Genomic DNA, 19,409 nt, shown 5'->3' on the forward strand with positions numbered 1-19,409 from the left:
TCGGTGATGAGCTGGCTGAGGGCCTGGCTGGCCTTGAGGCCGGAGCCGGTCAGGACGAGGGCGACGGTGTCGTCGGGGCTGATGTGGCCGTCGGCGTGGAACTGGCGGAGGGCGGGCAGGACCTGGGCGCTGGTGGGTTCGACGAACACTCCGGTGCGGGCGAGTTCACGTACGGCGGGCAGGAGTTCTTTTTCGTCGACGGCGGTGGCGGCGCCGCCGCTGTCGCGGATCGCCGCGAGTACTTCCCGGTCGCGTACCGGCTGTGCGATGGCCGTCCCTTCGGCGAGCGTCTTGGGCCAGGTACGGGCCTCGACCGTGGTGTCGCCGCCTGCGATGGCGTTGACGAGGGGGCAGCAGTGTTCGGGCTGGCTGACCAGGATGCGGGGCACCTGGTCGATCTCACCGGTGCGCTTGAGCTCGGCGAAGCCCATGGCACAGCCCAGGACGAGGCTGCCGGCGCCGGCCGGCACGAGGACGGCCGAGGGGGCGGTGAAGCCCATGTCCTCCCAGATCTCGTAGGCGATCAGCTTGATGCCCTGGAGGAACTGGGGGTGCCAGTTGTGGCTGGCGTAGAAGCGGGTGTCGGCGCGGCGGACAGCTTCGTCGGCGACGTCCTGGCGGCTGCCGGGGACGAGGTCCACGCCGGCTCCGTGCAGACGGCTCTGCACAATCTTCGAGGGGGAGGTGGAGGCGGGAGCGATGATCTGGGCGTCGATGCCGGCGGCGGCGCTGTAGGCGGCGATGGAGGAGCCGCCGTTGCCGCTGGAGTCTTCGAGGAGCTGTCCGACACCCTGGTGGCGCAGTGCGGTGATCATGACGGAGCTTCCGCGGTCCTTGAAGCTGCCGGTGGGGTTCATGGACTCGGGCTTGACGGCGACGTGGAGTCCCGCGAGGGTCCGCGGCAGCAGGGGGGTGCGTCCTTCGCCCAGGGTGACGGGTTCGGCCTGGGGCAGGGGGAGTGCAGCGCGGTAGCGCCACTGGGAGTTGACGCCGGTGTCGATCTGCCGGCGGGTGATGCCGGGCAGGGGTTCCATCATCAGCGGGGATCCGTCGTCGCCGCGCCAGCGGGGCTGGTCGGGTGCGTAGCGGCGGCCGCTGCGGTCGGTGAGCTGGGGGATGTTGTCGGACATCGTGAGTCGCGATCCTTGGGTCGATGCCGGTGGGGGATGGCGGGGCAGTGGGGTGCCGCGGCTGCCAGCGGTGGCGGTGTGTGGGCGTGCTACGAGGCGCGCACGGCTGTGGAGAGGCTGCTTGCGGTGTCGGGGGTGAGTTCGCCGGCCATGTTGGTGTGCAGCCAGGTGCCGATCTGGTCGGCGGGTATGCCCTGGCTGAGCAGGAACTGGAGCTTGGCGTACACGGCTTCCAGCGACATGTCATGCGCGCCGATGGCGCCGCAGCGGTGGAGGAACTGCGCGGCCGCGTACTTGGTCAGGTCGATGCGGGTGTGCAGGCACTGGCTCATGACGACGACCGGGGTGCCGGCGGCGACCAGGTCGCCGATGGCCTGCTCCAGTTCGGGCTCGTCGCTGGGGCCTTCTCCGGCGCCGTAGGCGCGCAGGATGACGGCGTCCGGGGCGGGGGTGGTCATTGCGCGGAAGCGGGCGGCGGTTATGCCCGGTGCCAGGGTGACGACGGCGACATCATGGCGCCGGTAGGGGGCGGGATCGGCTCTGCCGTGGCGGGGTGCGTCGGACTGTTCTGTGTAGGGGTTGATGAAGCCGTGCGCGTCGAGCGCCGAGATCTTGGTGGCGCGGGTGCCGGACAGCAGGGTGTTGTCGAAGTACAAACTGACGCCGCTTGTGCCTCCGGCGGCTGCGGTGAGGGCGCCGATGACGTTGCCGACGGCGTCGCTACCGGGCATTCCGAAGGGGATCTGCGAGCCGGTGAACACGACGGGCCTGTCGAAGCCGGTCAGCGCGAGAGCGACTGCGGCGGCCGAGTGCGCCAGGGTGTTGGTGCCGTGCAGGACGACGAAGCCGTCGTAGCCGTCCCGGTGCGCCCGGAGATGGTCGATGATCTCCTGCCAGTGATCAGGGGTGATGTTGGAGGAATCGACTATCTCCCGGAGCTGGGCGAAGCCGAGATCGAGGCCGGCCGGCGTGTTCTGGGCGTGGACGATTTTCTGGATGTGGGCGTGGATGTCACCGCCGGGCTCGAATCCTCGGGGTGACGGGACCATGCCGATGGTGCCTCCGGTGTAGAGGAACTGGATCCGGCGTGCGGGGGGCATATCGGGTCTTCCTTCGTGAAATCTCAGATAGTGCGAGAGCGCGGCAGGCTCGTGGTGAGTGCGATCGGCGCTGCGGCGGCGGGGGTTTCCTCATGGAGAGCCGCTCCCGGGCGCTGGACAGGAACTCTAGATCTGGATAGATTCTCTGTCTATATCCAGACAGGAAATCAAAGCAAGGTTTTCGGTGGCCGACTCCCCGGCCGTGGCGCGACACCGCGCTCGGGCCGCCCCACGTCCGTTGATCTCGGTATACGGGCGAGAGGAAGCAGGATGAGGCACAGCAGCACAAGCGACCAGGAAGGAGCAGACGGATGTCCGTGAAGGACGACAGCACCCGGCGCGCCGAGGAAGACGACCGGCGGACTGGTGGACTGACGGTGTCGGCCTCAGCCAGTGACGAGCACATCCTCGCCGAGGCCGAGAAGATCGCTGTCGCGCTGGGCCGCATGTTCCCCGGCCTCTGCGAGGTGGTGCTGCACGATCTGCGCAATCCGCGCCATGCCATCCGGGCCATCGAGAACAACCTGTCCGGACGGCAGGTGGGCGACTCGGCCACCGAGCTGGGACTGGCCCGCATCCAGGACCCGAACTACCCCAGCGTCATCCAGAACTACGCCAACCAGTTCCCCGACGGACGCCCCGCCAAGAGCACATCGATCGGCATCAAGAACGCCGCCGGCGAGTACATCGCGGCACTCTGCCTGAACCTCGACGTCTCGACCCTCTCCCCGGTCACCCTGGCCCTGTCCAACCTGGTGGCCACCGACCCCGAGCACCGTGACGTCCCGCTGGAAAGCCTGCGCGACCGCAGCAGGCGCGAGCTGCGCGAGGTCATCGAGACAGCCGCGGCCGAACGTTCCACCACCCCCCGCTCCCTCTCCCGGGACGACAAGAAGGACCTCGTGCGCCGCCTGTACGAGGACGGCTACTTCGACACCCGCAACGCCGCGCAGACCATCGCCGACCTCCTCGGCATTTCCCGCGCCAGCGTCTACACCTACACGAAGTGAGGACGATGACCACCCGCACGCCTTCCTCCGATGCCGGCACCACGCGAGCGCCGATAGCCACGGCCGACAGCACCGAACTGACGCCACCGGCGGGCCATTACTCGCACATCGTCACCCACCAGGGAGTCGCCTACATCTCGGGCCAGCTCCCCCTCGCACCCGACGGAACCCGCCTGTCCGGCGAGCCCTTCGAGGTCCAGGCCCGCCAAGTGCTCGACAATGTCGACGTCTGCCTGAGGCTCGCCGGTACCAGCAGACAGCGGCTGCTGTCCGTCACCGTGTACGTCACGCACATCACCGACTGGCCCGCCTTCGACGCCCTCTACCGTGACTGGATCGGCGCCCACCGCCCTCAGCGCGCCGTCGCCGGTGTGAAGGAACTTCACTACGGATCCGCCGTGGAGGTGCACGCCATTGCGGCCCTCGACTGACACCCCGACCGTCCCCCGAACCCTGCTGCACGCCACCGAAGAGCAGACCGCCGCAGTAGTGGACGAGGAACTCGCCCTGGACGCGGCCCGCACCGCGTTCGCCGCCACCGTGGACGGCACCGTCTTCCCCAGCCTCGCGGTACACGGCTCCGACCCGGCCAACCGGTTCACCCTCAAACCGTCGGCATCCGCCATGCACGCCGGAGTGAAGATCGGCACCTACTGGCCCGGCAACACCGAACACGGCCTGCCGCGCCACCACTCCACGCTCCTGCTGTTCGACCAGACCATCGGCCGCATCGCCGCCGTGCTGGACGTCGGGGCAGCCAACGCCTACCGCACCGCCGCTGCCGATGCCCTCGCCGTCGACCTGCTTGCCCAGCCCGACGCGGCCACGCTTGCCATCTTCGGAACGGGCCACCAGGCCGCCTACGAAGTCCGGGCCGTCAGCCGCGTGCGCCCCATCAAGGACGTACTCGTCGTCGGCCGAGACCCGCGGCGAACGCAGCAGATGGCCGACACACTGACTTCCGCAGGCCACACCGCGCGCGCTGCCGACGCAGCGGAAGCCTGCGCGCTGGCCGATGTCATCGTGACCGCCACCACCACCCGCGCCGACAGCCCCGCGCTGCTCCAGGTCGACTGGGTGCGACCCGGCACCCACATCTCCTGCATGGGCGCCGACGCCCCCGGCAAACGCGAACTGCCGCCCGCCCTGTTCGACCGCGCCCGCGTCTTCTGCGACCTCCCCGAACAAGCGCGCCGCATGGGCGAGTCCCAGCACGCCCCCGACAGGACGCCCCTCACCTCGCTCGGCGAGGTCCTCCTCGGCCACCACTCCGGCCGCAGCACGACCGATGACATCACGATCTTCGACAGCTCCGGGATCGGTCTGCAGGACCTGTACCTCGGGCTGGCCCTCCTCAAGAAACTGGACATCGCCGTGTGAACACCGTTCCCGCTGCCGCACGGACGCCGGCCGACCCCGACACGCCGTTCGCCGTCGTCGACCCCACAAGACCCTGCGCAACATCGAGCGCCTCAACGCCCGGGCCGAACGGCTCGGCGTCACCCTGCGCCCGCATGTCAAGACGGCCGAGAGCCTCGACGTCGCCGTCCTCCTGCACAACCAGGCACCCTGCCCCGTGACCGTCTCCACCCTCGCCGAGGCGGAAGCTTTCGCCGACGGTGGCTACACCGACATCACCTACGCCGTCGGCATCGACCCCCACACACTCCCGCGGGTCATCGCCCTGCTGCGCCGAGGGATCACCCTGCGCGTCCTGCTCGACAGCACCGAGCAGGCCACGTCCGTCGCCGACGCCACCCGTGAGGCCGGGATCGCGATCCCGGCTCAGATCGAGATCGACTGCGACGGCCACCGCGGCGGCCTCAGCCGGACGCCCCCGGACTGCCCGCGATCGGCCGGATCCTGCACGACGCCGACTTCCTGGACGGAGTGCTCGCTCACTCGGGCGAGTCCTACTTCGCCTGCTCAGCCGAGGAACAGCGCCTCGCCGCCACGAACGAACGCGACACCGCGGTCGCCGCGGCCGAGCGCCGCGCTGAGTCACCCGGCCATCCTCCCGTACGGCTCCGGCGGGCGGGCAGGAGGGGCCGGAGAACCCGTTGGGACACTCGTGACACCTGGGCCGCTGGTCCTAGGACCAACGGGGCCCGGATGCGCTGAAATGCCGATGCGAGGGGCAAGGAGGGACTGCGAGCATCAGGTGCATGGCCGCCCGTACTCCTTACCCGACCCCGTCCGCCACCGCGCACACCACCGCCCCGCCCGGCGGGCCACCGCTCTGGGCGGTGCTGCTGGCGGCCTGCTCCGGACAGTTCCTCGTGGTCCTGGACGTCTCCGTGGTCAATGTCGCGCTGCCGTCGATGCGTTCGGACCTGGGGCTCGGCGAGACCGGTCTCCAGTGGGTGGTCAACGCCTATGTGCTCACCTTCGCGGGCTTCCTGCTGCTCGGCGGGCGCGCGGCGGACCTCTTCGGGCGCAAGCGCGTCTTTCTCGTCGGGCTGGGGCTGTTCACCGCCGCCAGCCTGGCGGGCGGTCTCGCACAGGAGCCGTGGCAGCTGATCGCGGCCCGCGCCGTGCAGGGGGTGGGGGCCGCGGTGCTCTCACCGGCCACGCTCACCATCCTCACCACCACCTTTCCGCACGGCGCGGCCCGCACCCGGGCCATCGGCACCTGGACCGCGGTCGGCGCGGGCGGGGGCGCGGCGGGCGCGCTTGTCGGCGGACTGCTCACCGAGTATCTGTCCTGGCGCTGGGTGCTGCTGGTCAATGTGCCGGTGGGCGCCCTGGTCCTGGTGGCCGCCACGCTGTGGCTGACCGAGAGCCGGTCCGGCGCCGTGCGCCGCCTCGACGTGCCGGGGGCGGTGCTGGCCACGGCGGGCCTGTCGTCGCTCGCGTACGGCATCGTCCAGACCGAGTCGCATGGCTGGGCCACCGGCGCCTCGCTGGTCCCGCTGCTCGGCGGACTGGCGGTGCTCGGTGTCTTCCTGGCCGTGGAGGCCCGTACGAAGGCGCCGTTGATGCCGCTCCGGCTCTTCCGTATCCGGGCGGTGTCGGCGGCGAACGCGGTGATGCTGGTGTGCGGCGGCGCGATGTTCGCCATGTGGTACTTCATGTCGCTCTACTTGCAGAACGTGCTGCACTACAGCCCGGTCAAAGCCGGTCTCGCCTTTCTTCCGCACAGCCTGTCGATAGTCCTCGGATCGAAGCTGGCACCCCGGCTGATGGCGAGGTTCGACGGGAAGGCACTCGCCCTGGCGGGCGGTTCGCTGGCCGCTGTCGGCTACGCCTGGCAGAGCCGGATGGACGCCGACGGCACCTTCCTGAGCGCGGTCCTCGGCCCGGGGGTGGCGATGTCGCTGGGGGCCGGTCTGCTGATGACCCCGCTGGCCGCGGCGGCCACCTCCGGCGCGGCGCAGTCCGAGGCCGGGCTGGTGTCGGGCCTGGTCAACACCTCCCGGCAGATCGGCGGCGCACTCGGTCTGACGGTGCTGGCGACGATCGCCGCCGAGCGCATCTCGTCCGCACGCGGCGACGGGGACACGGCGGAGACGGCGCTCGCGACGGGCTACGCCCAGGTGTTCACCGTGGCCACCGGAATCATCGTGGCGGCGGTGGTGCTGATGGCGCTGACACTGCCCCGCACCTCCGCGGCTACCGGCGCGGACCGTATGGCGTAGCCCGGGTGCCCAACCCGGCCGCTACCGAGATCAATCGCAGTGCACCGGGCTTCAGCCCGGTGGTGAAGCGATTCTGAGAATTGCTCTGACCTTGGCCGTGGGCATGGGTCTGCGCTGTTGGCCTCAGCTCAGACGGGCCGGTTCTGCTGCTCGATGTACTGCTTCATGATCGACAGTGGAGCCCCGCCGACCGATCCGGCGAAGTAGGAGCCGGACCACAGTCGCTGTGCCCGCCAGTAGTGCTGGACGAGTTCCGGGTACTCCTGGCGGAGCCTGCGGGAGCTGACGCCCTTGAGGGAGTTGACCAGCTTGGACAGGGTCACCTTGGGCGGGAAGTTCACGAGTAGGTGGACATGGTTGTTCTCGCCGTTGAACTCGGCCAGCTCGCACTCGAAGTCCTCGCACACGGCCCGCATGATCTCTTCCATGCGCTGGAGATGGACCTCGGTGAAGACCTCATGCCGGTACTTGGTCACGAAGACCAAGTGCGCGTGGAGCACGAAAGCACAGTGTCTGCCCGTACGAATGTTCTGATACTCGGCCATAAACCAACCGTAGTACGGTGATCGGCATGCAGCTTCGGTACAGCTTCCGCCTGTACCCGAACGGTCCTCAGCGTTCTGCGCTGGCAAGGGCGTTCGGGTGCGCGCGGGTGGTCTACAACGATGCCCTGCGGGCTCGTGAAACCGCCCGCGCCGAAGGCGAGCCGTTCCCGAGGATGGGTGACCTGTCGAAGCTGCTGATCACCGAGGCGAAGAAGAGCGAAGAGCGCGCCTGGCTCGGCGAGGTCTCCGCTGTGGTGCTGCAACAGTCTCTGCGGGACCTGGACACCGCGTACCGGAACTTCTTCGACGGCCTCAAGGGCAAGCGGCCGAAGATGGGCGCGCCACGCTTCAAGTCGAAGAGGGACAACCGGCAGGCGATCCGTTTCACCGCCAACGCCCGCTGGAAAATCACCACCGGTGGGGACCTGTCCCTGCCGAAGATCGGCGATGTGCGGGTCAAGTGGTCCCGCGCCCTGCCGTCCGTTCCGTCCACGGTGACCGTGGTCAAGGACGCGGCCGGGCGGTACTTCGCCTCGTTCGTCGTGGAGACCGAGCCTGTCACGCTGCCCGATGTGGACTCCGTCGTCGGGATCGACCTCGGGCTCGGGCACTTCGCGGTCCTCTCCGACGGCACGAAGATCGACGCCCCGGGTTTCCTGCGCCGGGCGGAGAAAAAACTCAAGCGGGAACAGCGGTCCCTCAGCCGGAAGACCAAGGGCAGCAGCAACCGGGACAAGGCCAGGGGCAAGGTCGCACGGGCACACGCCCGTGTGGCCGACAGGCGGCGCGAGTTCCACCACCAGCTCTCAACGAAGATCATCCGCGAGAACCAAGCGGTTGCCGTTGAGGACCTGGCGGTGAAAGGACTCGCCCGTACACGCTTGGCCAAGTCCGTGCACGACGCCGGGTGGTCCGCGTTCCTGGCCATTCTGGAGTACAAGGCCGCCCGGTACGGGCGCACCTTCACCCGTATCGGACGCTTCGAGCCGACCTCCCAGGTCTGTTCACAGTGCGGCGTCAAGGACGGCCCCAAACCCCTGCACATCCGCGTATGGGAATGCGGAGCCTGCGGGGCCGTCCTCGACCGGGACATCAACGCGGCGGTCAACGTCGCCCAGGCCGCCGGACTGGCGGTGACAGCCTGTGGAGCGCAGGTAAGACCGGGACACGTCCCGGCGCAGCGCGGCGAAGCAGGAACCCACCGAGACGGTCAGACGACCGTGGCAGGAATCCCCGTGCTCTAGCACGGGGAGCGGAAGTCAAAGCCAGCCGTTCTGGCGGGCCGCCCGTACCGCCTCCATCCGGTTGCGGGTCTGGGTCTTGCCTATGGCGGAGGAGAGGTAGTTGCGCACGGTGGCCGGGGACAGATGCACCTTGGCCGCGATGTCGGCCACCGTCGCACCGTCCACCGCCGCCGCCAGCACATCGCGTTCGCGCTGGGTGAGCGGATTGGGCCCGGCGCTCAGTGCGGCGGCGGCAAGCCCCGGGTCGATGACGCGCTCGCCCGCCAGCACCCGGCGCACCGCCACCGCCAGTTCCTCCACCGGCCCGTCCTTGACCAGGAACCCGGCCGCCCCCGCCTCCATCGCGCGGCGCAGATAGCCGGGGCGGCCGAAGGTGGTGAGGATCAGCACCTGGCAGTCCGGAAGCGCCTCGCGCAGCGCCGCGGCGGCGTCCAGACCGCTGCGGCCGGGGAGTTCGATGTCCAGCAGCGCCACATCGGGCCGGGTCTCCAGCGCCCGGGGCACGATCTCGTCGCCGTCACCGACCTGGGCGACGATCTCGAAGTCCTCCTCGAGCCCGAGCAGCAGGGCCAGGGCGCCTCGCATCATCCCCTGGTCCTCGGCGAGCAGCAGCTTGATCACGCCGTCCGGGCTCCCTTGGCTGTGGCCTCCACCTGGTCCTCCGTATCCCCTGAGAATCCGTTCACCGCTTCGTCCACCACTTCGTCCACCGGCAGTTCGGCGACGAGCCGGAAGCCGCAGCGGCCGTCGGGTCCGGCCACCAGCGTGCCGCCCGCCGCCGACAGCCGCTCGGCCAGCCCTTTCAGGCCGGTGCCGCCGACCGCGCCGGTCCCGCGCGCGGTGTGCGTCACCGCACCAGGGGAGCCTACGCCGGGTCCGTCGTCGGTGATCTCCAGCCGTACCCGGTCGGTGCCGCCACGGATCTCGATCGCGCACCGCCGCGCCCCGCTGTGCCGCACCACATTGGTGACGCCCTCGCGGACCACCCACCCCAGCAGCGCTTCGGTCTGCGGGGGCAGTGGCGGTCCGGACCGGCGTACGTCGGCCTCGATACCGGAGGCGTCCAGCAGTGAGGCGGACCGCTCCAGTTCGGTGGCCAGACTGCCGTCGCGATAGCCGGTGACGGCCTCGCGGATCTCGGTGAGCGCCTGCCGTCCGACCGCCTCGATGTCCGCGGCCTGGCCGAGCGCCGCCTCCAGGTTGTGCGGGGCGAGCCGCCGTACCGCCTCCGCCTTGACCACCACCACCGACATCGTGTGGCCGAGCAGATCGTGCAGATCGCGGGAGAAGCGCAGCCGCTCCTTCTCCACCGCCGTCCGGGCCAGCTCCTGGCGGGTGGCGCGGAGTTGGGCCACCGCTTCGAACAGCGACAGGATGGCGGCGGTCACCAGCCCGGACAGCACGGTCCCGTACGCCACCGTCAGTGTGTCCGAAGCCCCGCCGCGCAGCCCCGAGATGACCCCCGCCGACCCGGCGAAGAGCAGGATGAACGGCCCCATCTGCCGCCGCCGGAGCACGATGCCGGCGGCCAGCGACAGCAGCGGGAAGCACAACAGCCAGTCCTTTGCGTAGCCGATGGCCAGCGCGTAGGTGACCACGGCCAGCCCGGCGAGCGCGGCCCGCGGAACCCAGGTGTGGCGGCGCCGTTCGTCCAGGCCGGTGAGGACGGCGGTGGCGTAGAGCGCGACGAACGCCACCAGGCCGAGGCCGCCGAGCCAGGGCAGCGGGGTCTCGCCCACGACGAGGGGCTGCACATTCCCGCTGAGCATGAAGAGCCAGGGCAGGAAGGCATAGCGGCTGGGGGGTTTGAGCCGCTCGATCTCGGCGGTGGTGGCGTCCATGGACCGCACTGTAGGCAAGCCGCCCATGACCTGGGCAGATGCAAAGGTGGGGGCAGGGCCGTGACATATGTCCCCGAGCAAAGCTGACGACGTGTCAGCACCCTTCCCAGTCCCGGGGGATTGGGCTATACATGGCCCATCGGCTAGAACGCGTTCTCGTTCTCCGCGGCCCGACGTGCGGCGGCCGGACGTGCGGGACGCGGACCTGCCGACCAGATGCGACCCCGGCGCGGCCGACGGTGCGGACGGGCGGGCCGGGGTCTTCACACCGTGTCGCCGTGGCCCAGGAACCGAGGAGTGCTGTCGCCCTATGCCCATCGATGTCGCCAAGGCCGTTTCGGCCGAACCCCGGACCGCGGCTCTCACCTGGGGCCACAAGGACATCCAGCTCTACCACCTCGGTATCGGGGCCGGAACCCCGGCCACCGACCCCGGTGAACTCCGCTACACCCTGGAGAGCAGACTGCATGTCCTCCCCAGCTTCGCCACCGTGGCGGGCGGCGGGATGGCCCTCGCGGGCGGGATGAGCGCACCCGGGATCGACGTCGACCTCGCCGCCGTACTGCACGGCGGACAGTCCGTCGAACTGCACCGGCCCATCCCGGTCGACGGCAAGGCCACCCAGAAGTCGAAGGTGGCCGCGGTGTACGACAAGGGCAAGGCCGCGGTGATCGTGCTGCGGACCGAGGCCACCGACGCCGACGGCCCGCTGTGGACCTGCGACACCCGGATCTACGTCCGTGGCGAGGGCGGCTTCGGCGGTGAACGCGGCCCCTCCGAGCGGGTGGAACCCCCGGCTCGCGACCCCGACCACACCGTGGAGCGGGCCATCCGCGAGGACCAGGCGCTGCTGTACCGGCTGTCCGGCGACTGGAACCCACTGCACGCCGATCCCGACTTCGCCAAGGGCGCCGGGTTCGACCGGCCCATCCTGCACGGGCTGTGCTCGTACGGGATGGTGCTGAAGGCGGTCGTGGACACGGCGCTGGACGGCGATGTGGCCCGGGTCCGCGCGTACACCACGCGCTTCGCCGGGGTGGTCTTCCCCGGCGAGACCCTGTGCGTCCGGATGTGGCGGGACGGCGGGGACACCGACGGTCCGGGCCGTATCCATGTGACGGCCACCGCCCTCGAACGCGACGGCGCGCCCGTCCTCACCGACACCACCGTCGAGCACGCCTGACCCATTTGACCCAGGAGGAGGCGCCGTGCGCGCGGCCGTACTGCACGAGACGGGGCAGGACAAGCTGGAAGTCCTCGACGACATCGAACCCGTGGGCTTCGGCCCCGGCACGGTCCGGCTGCGCGTCAGGGCCACCGGACTGTGCCACTCCGACCTCTCCGCGATGAGCGGCGTCCTGCCGCAGCCCGCGCCCTTCGTCCCCGGACACGAGGGCGCGGGTGAGATCCTGGAGGTCGGCGAGGGGGTGACCGGGCTGAGCGCGGGTGACCGGGTGCTGGTGTGCTGGCTGCCCGCCTGCGGCAGCTGTCCGTCCTGCCGCCGCGGCCAGCCGCATCTGTGCCTGGCCGGATTCATGAATGCCGGAACCCCCAACTACCGCCGCCCCGGCGGCAGTCCGGCCGAGGTCTTCGGCTTCGCGGGCACCGGCACCTTCGCCGAGGAGGTCGTCCTGCCCGCGCCCTGCGCCGTACCGATCCCCGACGATGTGCCGTACGACATCGCGGCCCTGATCGGCTGCGGGGTCACCACCGGGCTCGGCGCGGTGTTCACCACCGCACGGGTGGAGGCCGGTGCGTCGGTCGCCGTCATCGGCTGCGGCGGCGTCGGCATCAGCGTGATCCAGGGAGCCAGGGCGGCGGGCGCCGCCCAGATCGTCGCCGTCGACCCGGTCGCATCGCGCCGCGAGGCGGCCCTGCGGTTCGGCGCCACCGAGGCGGTCGCCCCGGACGGCCTCGCCGACGCGAAGAACAGCGTCACCGCGGGCGAGGGCTTCGACTACGTCTTCGAGGTGGTCGGGCGCTCCACCACTGCCCGTACCGCCTACGAGACCACCCGGCGCGGCGGCACCCTGTGTGTCGTCGGCGCGGGTGCCGCCGACGACCTGCTGGACCTCAACATGTTCGAGCTGTTCTTCGACGAGAAGCGGATCCTGCCCTCGCTCTACGGCGGCGGTGATGTGCTGCGCTCCTACGAGCGCACCATCGCGCTGTGGCGGGCGGGCCGGATCGACCTCGAAGGGCTGATCACCCACCGGGTGCGGCTGAACGAGATCAACGACGCGCTCGACCAGATGCGGACCGGGGAGGCGCTGCGCACATGCATCGAGATCTGAGGCCGTCCGGGGACCGGCCGCTGGCGGGGAAGACTGCGATCGTCACCGGCGCCGGACGTGGCCTCGGCCGCGCCGAAGCGCTTGAACTGGCCCGTCTCGGCGCCCAGGTCGTCGTCAACGACTTCGGCCAGGGCGGCCGCGACGGCTCGGGCGAGGCGTCCGCCGGACCGGCCGAGCAGGTCGCCGAGGAGATCCGCTCCTCCGGCGGCCTCGCCACCGCCCACGCCGGGGATGTGGCCGACTTCGACCAGGCCCGGGAACTGGTCCAGCTCGCCGTGGACACCTACGGCGCGCTGGACATCCTGGTCAACAACGCGGGCATCCTCCGGGACCGGATGATCTTCTCCATGTCCGAGGAGGAGTGGGACTCGGTCATCCGCGTCCACCTCAAGGGCCATTTCAACACCATCCGCTTCGCCGCCGCCCACTGGCGCGAACGCTCCAAGGCCACCCGCGGCGGCCCGGTCCACGGCCGTATCGTCAACACCTCCTCCGAGGCGTTCCTTGCCGGATCCCCGGGCCAGCCCAACTACGCTGCCGCCAAAGGCGGCATCGTCGGCCTCACCACCTCCACGGCGGGCGCCCTGGCCAAATACGGTGTGACGGCCAATGCCATCTGCCCACGCGCCCGCACCCGGATGACCGAGGACGTGTTCGCCGACTTCGAACTCCCCGAGGAGGGCCGTCTCGACCCCCTCGCCCCCCAGCACGTCGCCCCCCTCGTCGGCTACCTCGCCTCGCCGCGGGCGGCCAAGGTCAGCGGCCAGGTGTTCGTGGTCCACGGCGGCATGGTGGCGATCCTCGAACGCCCCAAGGTGGCGGCCAAACTGGACGCGACGAAGGACGCCTTCGGCTTCGAGGAACTCGACGATGTGCTGACGCCGTACTTCGCGGGGCGGGGAGGGGAGAACTTCGGGGCGGTGGAAGTGCTCGGCCTCAAGCGGGGTCAGTCGCGCGTGCCGTGAGTTTCTCCGCGGCCCCAGCTTTCGGGGCCGGGCCCCTCGCGCATGCCGTTGCCTTTGCCCTCGGGGCGGGCGGGGGCGTCCCCCCCCGAGGCCAACGGGCACTTCAGCCCCGAAGGTCTCGGAGCGGCGAGGAGCCATGTCGTCGACACGCTTTCGGCGATCGGAAACGGCGATGAGGCGCCCCGGCCGTCGGCTACGGTCGCGGCGCCCTCGTTCTGCGGGTCGCTGGTGTGCGGGGTGGTCACGCGGCGTGGCCTGCCTCTCGTTCCCCGGCCGTGGGCCGGTCGGAGAACGATCGGTGCTCTGTGCCCTGTGGCCATCAGTGGCTACAGGGGTCCAGCGGTGGACCCGTCCGTCCGGGGCGGTGTACCTCACGGTTTGTTAGTTCGCGGTGGCCTCGATGGTGAACCACTCGCGGCGGGGCCGGTTGAGTTCCTGACACAGCCGGTGGCCGGCTTCGATCGGTTCCCACAGGTCGCGCGGCCCGCTGTTGGTGACCATCGGCGGCCCGTCGGGCATGCCGTCGATGCGGGTCGCCGAGCCGTCGGTGGAGTTGTACAGGGTGGTGACGTGTAGCCCGTCGTTGTTCTTCCCGTAGGTGCGGTACCGCCGGAGATCCCCCCGCGACTCCCGCTCGGGCGGCGGACGGCTCGTCCACACATCCCCGCCGCCCGAGCGGGCCAGCAAGCGGACTAGGTCGAGATCGCACCCGTACGGGTAGCGAACTCCCGCACGCCGGGCACGCGGGCCGGGGCGTAGAGCAGATCGGCAGTCAGCACCCGGAGCGCTGGCCGCCGTACCTCCTGCGGCGCCTCCTGCTCGACGTGCCGCAGCGCCGCGAAGGTCTGCCGGCCATCTCGTAGCGCGTGCCACATGCGGGCGGTGTCTGTCCAGGCGCGGGCGCGCCGTTCCGGCGTCGGCATGCTGTCGATGTTGATCCGCCGCGCCACGCTCACGCCCTCGTCCGGGGTGCCGAGCGCATTGAGGACGCCGATGCGGTAGACGTCGACCTGCGTGCGCGTCGCATCGACGGTGAACAGCCCGGACGGTGTCGCCTCGCGGCGGGCGGTCTCCTCCTCGGCTGCGTCGAGGAGGTGCAGCGCGGTCGTGCGGTCCCCGCCCGTCGCCGCGCTGTATGCCGCGGTGAGCATGAGCGTCGTACGGACCGCCCCCGTTTGCTCCTGCCCGCCGTCGAGGTCAGCGGCCTCGCGGGTGAGGAGCCGCACGGCGGAGGGGCAGTTCCCCGAGCGGCGCATAGTGATCGCCAGCACGCGGGAGGCTTCCCCGACGGGCACCGGGTGCCCGGACGCGCGGGCCGCAGTGAGCGCGCGGTCGGCGGCGGCCCAGGCCGCGTCGCTGTGCTGCTTGAGCGCGAGCTCCGCGGCGAGGACGTAGGAGCGGGCGAGGACGACGCTCGCCTTCTCCCGCTCGTGCCCGGTCGACGCCTCCCACGTCGCGGAGGCAGCGGCGAGGAGGGACGGGAGCCCGCGGCCGAGGGCGGTGTACCGGGCGGCGCGGAAGTCCGCCCGCGCACTCGCTGTCTCCTGCACCAGCCTCGCCAGCGGCACCGGGGCGGCGGCGGGGAGCCGGAAGAGGTAGTCCTCGAGGGGCGCGGCCGGGTCACCCCCGGCGGGGGCGGCGCTCGCCGCGGTGGTGCCGACCGCGGCCGTCATTCCGATCGCTGCCGCCCCGGTGAGCAGGTTCCTACGACGCACCGCATCCTCCTCGTTCGGCCGACAGCCAACGGCCACCGTAGCGATATTGGCCGTGTCCGGTCTGGCAGACCCGCGCAGTTGCTCGGGTGCGATCCGCAGGAACGCGGCGAGCTGCATGAGGGTCGTGTAGTCAACGCGCAGCTTCCCATTCTCGATGCGGGAGACCGCCGACGCCGAGTAGCCGCAGGCTGCGCCGACCTGAGCCTGCGTGAGCCGCTTGGCGCAGCGTGCACCGCGTAACAGAGCGCCGATCTCAGCATCTGTGCCCAATGTGGGCACCTCCTTGGACCCGGTCGGGTGGTGGAGAACCTAGCGAGGCTCCGGGGCTGTTGGGAGGGCGCGCGGATGCACACCATGTGCCGGATCCGCACACCGGATGCCGGTGCGCACCGGATCGTCCGGCACCGCTCGTACCGGGCCTCATCGTGAGGACCGCACCCGGCAACAGCCGGGCGTCTCCACGACCGGTCCCCCAATGAGCGGCACACCCATGCGGCCGACCGGTCACCCTTACCGGAGGCAAACATGAAGCTGTTGGTTACCGGCGGAGCCGGTTTCATCGGCTCCCACTTCGTCAGGCGCATCCTGGACGCCGACGACGTCGAGCAGGTCACCGTCCTCGACGCGCTGACGTACGCGGGCAGCACCGGCAACCTCGGGCAGGCTTTCCTCAATCCGCGGTTGGAGTTCGTCGTCGGCGACGTCTGCGACGCCGCCTTGGTTGACGACCTCATGGCCCGGCACACCGCGGTCGTGCACCTCGCCGCCGAGTCCCACGTCGACCGCTCGTTCACGACGACCGGCACGTTCGTCACCACGAACGTCATCGGCACCCAGACCCTTGCCGACGCCGCCATGCGGCACGGCGTCGAGAAGTTCGTGCACGTCTCCACCGACGAGGTGTACGGGCCGCTCCTGGAAGGCAAGGCCACCGAGGACTACCCGCTGCGGCCCACCGTCCCCTACGCCGCCTCGAAAGCCGCCAGCGACCTGGTGGCGCTCAGCTACTGGCAGACGTACGGGGCGCCGGTCTGCGTCACCCGCTCGTCGAACAACTACGGGCCCTGCCAGCACCCGGAGAAGATCATCCCGCTGTTCGTGACCCGTCTGCTGCGCGGCGAGCAGGTCACCCTCCACGACCGCGGGCAGCACGTGCGGAACTGGCTGCACGTCGCCGACAACTGCGCCGGCGTCGAACTCGTCCTCCGCCAGGGCGCGCCCGGCGAGGTCTACAACATCGGCGGCGGCACCGACCTGTCCTGCAAGGAGCTGGCCGGCGAGCTGCTGCGCCTGTGCGACGCCGACTGGGACCAGGTCACCTACATCCCCGACCGGCTGTCCAACGACGTCCGCTACGCCATGGACTGGTCCAAGCTCGCCGGCCTCGGCTACCAGCCGACCCGGGACTTCGCCGCCGGGCTGGAAGAGACCGCCGACTGGTACCGCCGCAACCACGATCGGTGGGCGCCGTTGACGCGCAACTTTGCCGCCACGCGTCCGCGCGTCACCCTCGGCACGGTCCGGGAGCCGCAGCATGTCTGAGCACTGGCCACAGGGCGCGCTGATTGTGCTTGGCGCGTCGGAGGAGCAGATCCCGCTCTACCAGGAGGCGCGGCGTCGTGGAATCCCGACCATCGCGGTGGACATGCGGCCGGACGCTCCTGCGCTTCCGTTCGCCGACGCAGCCCTGAAGATCTCCACTCGGAACACCGGCGCCATCGCCGACGCGCTTGGCGACGCGTGCCCCGCCGGGATCGTGTGCGGCGCGAGCGACGCCGCGCTGGCCAGTTGGCACGCCTTGGGCCTGCGGTACGGCACCACCTACGTGTACCCCAAGAGCGCACTCGCGGCTGGCGACAAGGCCACCTTCCATGAGATCGCCACGTCCTGCGGCATCACCGGATACGGATGGACCGCGTCGGACAACCCGGATGAGGTCGTCGCGGAGGCGGCGGGGTTGCGCTTCCCGCTCGTGATCAAGCCTGTGGACGGTTCGGGTAGCAAGGGTGTCACCCGCGTCACCCGCTCTGACGACTTGCCCGCCGCCGTCGCCTACGCCCGCTCCTACTCCGCCTCTCAGACCGTGATCGCTGAGGAGTTCATTCAAGGTCGCCCATTGGCCATTGAGGTCTTCATGCGAGACGGCAGGGCACTGATGACCTGCGTTAAGGACAAGGAGTTTGTCGACGGGAGTTTCGTCGTCAGACGGCTGCGCACTGCTCAGTTGCCATCGGCGACACGCGACCAGCTTGAGGCCACCGTCGAACGGCTGTGTCACGCACTCGGCATTGTCAACGGGCCAGCGAACTTTGACGTCGTCCTCGGTGCGGACGGCCAGGAGCGTGTCATCGAGGCCAACGCACGTCTCGGCGGTGACAGCGTCCCGCGATTGCTCGCCGCCGCCTATGGCGTGGACGTCGTGCGTGCGCTCATCGCGCTCGCGCTCGGTGAGCCGTTCGGCGACCACCTGGCGCAAACGCGCGCCGCGCATGCGGCGCTGGAGTTGATCGGCTCACCGAGCGTCGTGGAAGGCGAGCTGGTCACGTGGGAGGGCGTTGCCGAAGCCCGCAACACCCCCGGGATCACCGATATCGAGCTGTACGCCAAGCCGGGCGACCTTGTACGGCCGCATGACCAGTCCGGCCACAAGATCGGCGTGCTCGTCGCTGCCGGACCGTCGGTTGCGGACGCAATCTCGGCCCTAGAGACGGCTAGCGCGCTGGTTCGGCCAATCATCCGGCCGATCACGGAGGCGACGAAGGGAGCCACCGCATGACGACCACCGCCAGGCCCGGCGCCGGACGCAACGCCTCCCCGTACCTGTACGGCCAGGAGGCCGCCGCGGTCGCCCGCGTACTGGAGGCCGGCCAGTACGGGCACACCGAGGTCACCGAGGAGTTCGAGCGGCGCATCGCCGCCTTCCTCGGCGTCCCCGACGCCGTCGCCGTCATGTCCTGCACCGCGGCCCTCCACACGGCCCTCCTCGCCGCCGACGTCGGCCCCGGCCACGAGGTGATCGTGCCGTCCATGACGTTCTGCGCGACCGTCCAGGCGATCCTCGCCGTCGGCGCCACCCCCCGTTTCGTGGACGTCGACCCGGGCACGCTGTGCGTCACCGACCAGCACGTCATGGACGCCGTCACCGAGAACACGGCCGCCGTGGTCCCGGTGCTGTTCGGAGGCCGGGCCGTCGACCTGTCCCGGGTGCGCAAGGAACTGACCGGCTCGCACATCGCCATCGTCGAGGACGCCGCGCACGCATTCGGCTCCCGCTACGGGGCCCGCCGCGTCGGCGCCACCGGTGACCTGACCTGCTTCAGCTTCGGGCCGATCAAGAACCTCACCTGCGGCCAGGGCGGCATGGTCATCCCACGCACCCGCGAGGAAGCCGACACCGTCCGCCGGATCCGGCTGCTCGGAGTCGTCCAGTCCCAAGCGGAACGCGCAGAGACCACCAGCTACCGCGTGGCGGGGCTCGGCCTGCGCTACCAACTGTCCGGCATCAACGCCGCCATCGGCCTGGCCCAGCTCGACCGGTTCGACCAGACCGAGCGCACCCGCCGCACTCTGTGGCGTGCCTACCGGCGTGCGCTCGGCCCGCTGGACGCTGTCACGCTCATCGACGTCGACCCCGATCGCTCCGTGCCCCACCTCTGCCAGGTCCGCGTACCGCACCGAGACGACGTGTTCGCCCAGCTGCGAGCCCAGGGCATCGGCGTGGGCGTCCACTACCCGCCCAACCATCTGCAGCCCGCGTTCTCCACCTGGCGGCGGGCCCTGTCGGCCACCGAGCAGGTCGCCGGGGAGATCCTGACGCTGCCCTTCCACCTGCACCTCACCGAGAGGGACATCGACCAGGTGGTCACCGCCCTCGAACAAGTCCTCAAGTCTGCTGGAGCCGCCTGATGCGCAAGCTGCTGACCGTGT

18 protein-coding genes and 1 pseudogene are annotated in these 19,409 nt (G+C 70.4%); 12 read left to right on the plus strand and 7 right to left on the minus strand.

What is annotated here, in order from left to right:
- Both JK363_RS33865 and JK363_RS33870 read right to left on the minus strand, forming a co-directional pair.
- A partial coding sequence (locus tag JK363_RS33865; RefSeq protein WP_201881189.1) for a pyridoxal-phosphate dependent enzyme occupies positions 1–1,130 on the minus strand: 1,130 nt, incomplete at its 3' end.
- 89 nt (positions 1,131–1,219) lie between these two features.
- Positions 1,220–2,230, minus strand: coding sequence for an asparaginase (locus JK363_RS33870; RefSeq protein ID WP_201881191.1), 1,011 nt, complete (start codon positions 2,228–2,230; stop codon positions 1,220–1,222).
- 311 nt (positions 2,231–2,541) lie between these two features.
- On the opposite strand from JK363_RS33870, the gene JK363_RS33875 reads away from it, so the two are divergent.
- The 5 genes and pseudogenes from JK363_RS33875 (at position 2,542) to JK363_RS33895 (ending at position 6,878) form a co-directional block, all read left to right on the plus strand.
- Positions 2,542–3,240 (plus strand): helix-turn-helix transcriptional regulator, encoded by a 699-nt coding sequence (locus tag JK363_RS33875; RefSeq protein ID WP_201881193.1) that lies wholly within the window; start codon positions 2,542–2,544, stop codon positions 3,238–3,240.
- Between the two features lie 5 nt (positions 3,241–3,245).
- Positions 3,246–3,671 carry a RidA family protein gene (locus tag JK363_RS33880; RefSeq protein WP_201881195.1) on the plus strand — a complete coding sequence of 142 codons (426 nt, stop codon included), beginning with the start codon at positions 3,246–3,248 and terminating at the stop codon, positions 3,669–3,671.
- Positions 3,655–4,620 (plus strand): ornithine cyclodeaminase family protein, encoded by a 966-nt coding sequence (locus tag JK363_RS33885; protein WP_201881197.1) that lies wholly within the window; start codon positions 3,655–3,657, stop codon positions 4,618–4,620. Before JK363_RS33880 ends, JK363_RS33885 begins: the two co-directional genes overlap by 17 nt.
- Positions 4,617–5,232, plus strand: a pseudogene (locus tag JK363_RS33890) (alanine racemase); the annotation flags it as partial. The gene JK363_RS33885 and the pseudogene JK363_RS33890, both read left to right, overlap by 4 nt.
- A 173-nt stretch (positions 5,233–5,405) precedes the next feature.
- A complete protein-coding gene (locus tag JK363_RS33895; RefSeq protein WP_201881198.1) occupies positions 5,406–6,878 on the plus strand; it encodes an MFS transporter in 1,473 nt (490 codons plus the stop codon).
- A 128-nt stretch (positions 6,879–7,006) separates the two neighbouring features.
- Here JK363_RS33895 and tnpA read toward each other — a convergent pair whose 3' ends face one another.
- Positions 7,007–7,423 (minus strand): IS200/IS605 family transposase, encoded by a 417-nt coding sequence (gene tnpA / locus JK363_RS33900; protein WP_201881199.1) that lies wholly within the window; start codon positions 7,421–7,423, stop codon positions 7,007–7,009.
- A gap of 26 nt (positions 7,424–7,449) precedes the next feature.
- Here tnpA and JK363_RS33905 point away from each other — a divergent pair, with 26 nt between their 5' ends.
- Positions 7,450–8,667, plus strand: a complete 1,218-nt coding sequence (locus JK363_RS33905) for an RNA-guided endonuclease InsQ/TnpB family protein (protein WP_201881200.1) — start codon at positions 7,450–7,452, stop codon at positions 8,665–8,667.
- A 15-nt stretch (positions 8,668–8,682) separates the two neighbouring features.
- On the opposite strand, the gene JK363_RS33910 is transcribed toward JK363_RS33905, so the two are convergent.
- Together JK363_RS33910 and JK363_RS33915 are read right to left on the minus strand one after the other, a co-directional pair.
- Complete coding sequence (locus tag JK363_RS33910; protein ID WP_201881201.1) at positions 8,683–9,288, minus strand: response regulator transcription factor; 606 nt, start codon at positions 9,286–9,288, stop codon at positions 8,683–8,685.
- Positions 9,285–10,508 carry a sensor histidine kinase gene (locus JK363_RS33915; protein WP_201881202.1) on the minus strand — a complete coding sequence of 408 codons (1,224 nt, stop codon included), beginning with the start codon at positions 10,506–10,508 and terminating at the stop codon, positions 9,285–9,287. Before JK363_RS33915 ends, JK363_RS33910 begins: the two co-directional genes overlap by 4 nt.
- 310 nt (positions 10,509–10,818) lie before the next feature.
- Between JK363_RS33915 and chsH3 the strand changes: the two genes are divergently transcribed.
- Genes chsH3 through JK363_RS33930 form a run of 3 tightly spaced genes read left to right on the plus strand, consistent with a single transcriptional unit; the run spans position 10,819 to position 13,767 of the window.
- Positions 10,819–11,691 carry an enoyl-CoA hydratase ChsH3 gene (chsH3, locus tag JK363_RS33920; protein ID WP_201881203.1) on the plus strand — a complete coding sequence of 291 codons (873 nt, stop codon included), beginning with the start codon at positions 10,819–10,821 and terminating at the stop codon, positions 11,689–11,691.
- A gap of 25 nt (positions 11,692–11,716) precedes the next feature.
- Complete coding sequence (locus JK363_RS33925) at positions 11,717–12,802, plus strand: Zn-dependent alcohol dehydrogenase (RefSeq protein ID WP_201881204.1); 1,086 nt, start codon at positions 11,717–11,719, stop codon at positions 12,800–12,802.
- Complete coding sequence (locus JK363_RS33930) at positions 12,787–13,767, plus strand: 3-oxoacyl-ACP reductase (protein ID WP_201881205.1); 981 nt, start codon at positions 12,787–12,789, stop codon at positions 13,765–13,767. The genes JK363_RS33925 and JK363_RS33930 overlap by 16 nt, the downstream gene beginning before the upstream one ends.
- A gap of 381 nt (positions 13,768–14,148) precedes the next feature.
- Here the strand turns inward: JK363_RS33930 and JK363_RS33935 are convergent, their stop codons facing one another.
- Positions 14,149–14,454, minus strand: a complete 306-nt coding sequence (locus tag JK363_RS33935; protein WP_201881207.1) for a hypothetical protein — start codon at positions 14,452–14,454, stop codon at positions 14,149–14,151.
- Between the two features lie 5 nt (positions 14,455–14,459).
- Positions 14,460–15,752 (minus strand): helix-turn-helix domain-containing protein, encoded by a 1,293-nt coding sequence (locus JK363_RS33940; protein WP_201881209.1) that lies wholly within the window; start codon positions 15,750–15,752, stop codon positions 14,460–14,462.
- A 255-nt stretch (positions 15,753–16,007) separates the two neighbouring features.
- Between JK363_RS33940 and JK363_RS33945 the strand changes: the two genes are divergently transcribed.
- The 3 genes from JK363_RS33945 to JK363_RS33955 are packed head-to-tail and all read left to right on the plus strand — an operon-like array spanning position 16,008 to position 19,388.
- A complete protein-coding gene (locus JK363_RS33945) occupies positions 16,008–17,024 on the plus strand; it encodes a dTDP-glucose 4,6-dehydratase (RefSeq protein ID WP_201881211.1) in 1,017 nt (338 codons plus the stop codon).
- Positions 17,017–18,258 (plus strand): ATP-grasp domain-containing protein, encoded by a 1,242-nt coding sequence (locus JK363_RS33950; protein ID WP_201881212.1) that lies wholly within the window; start codon positions 17,017–17,019, stop codon positions 18,256–18,258. The genes JK363_RS33945 and JK363_RS33950 overlap by 8 nt, the downstream gene beginning before the upstream one ends.
- Positions 18,255–19,388, plus strand: a complete 1,134-nt coding sequence (locus tag JK363_RS33955) for a DegT/DnrJ/EryC1/StrS family aminotransferase (protein ID WP_201881214.1) — start codon at positions 18,255–18,257, stop codon at positions 19,386–19,388. Before JK363_RS33950 ends, JK363_RS33955 begins: the two co-directional genes overlap by 4 nt.
- The last annotated feature ends 21 nt before the right edge of the window (positions 19,389–19,409 follow it).

Origin of the sequence: Streptomyces coffeae (assembly GCF_016741875.1) — a bacterium.
Taxonomy (GTDB): domain Bacteria; phylum Actinomycetota; class Actinomycetes; order Streptomycetales; family Streptomycetaceae; genus Streptomyces; species Streptomyces coffeae.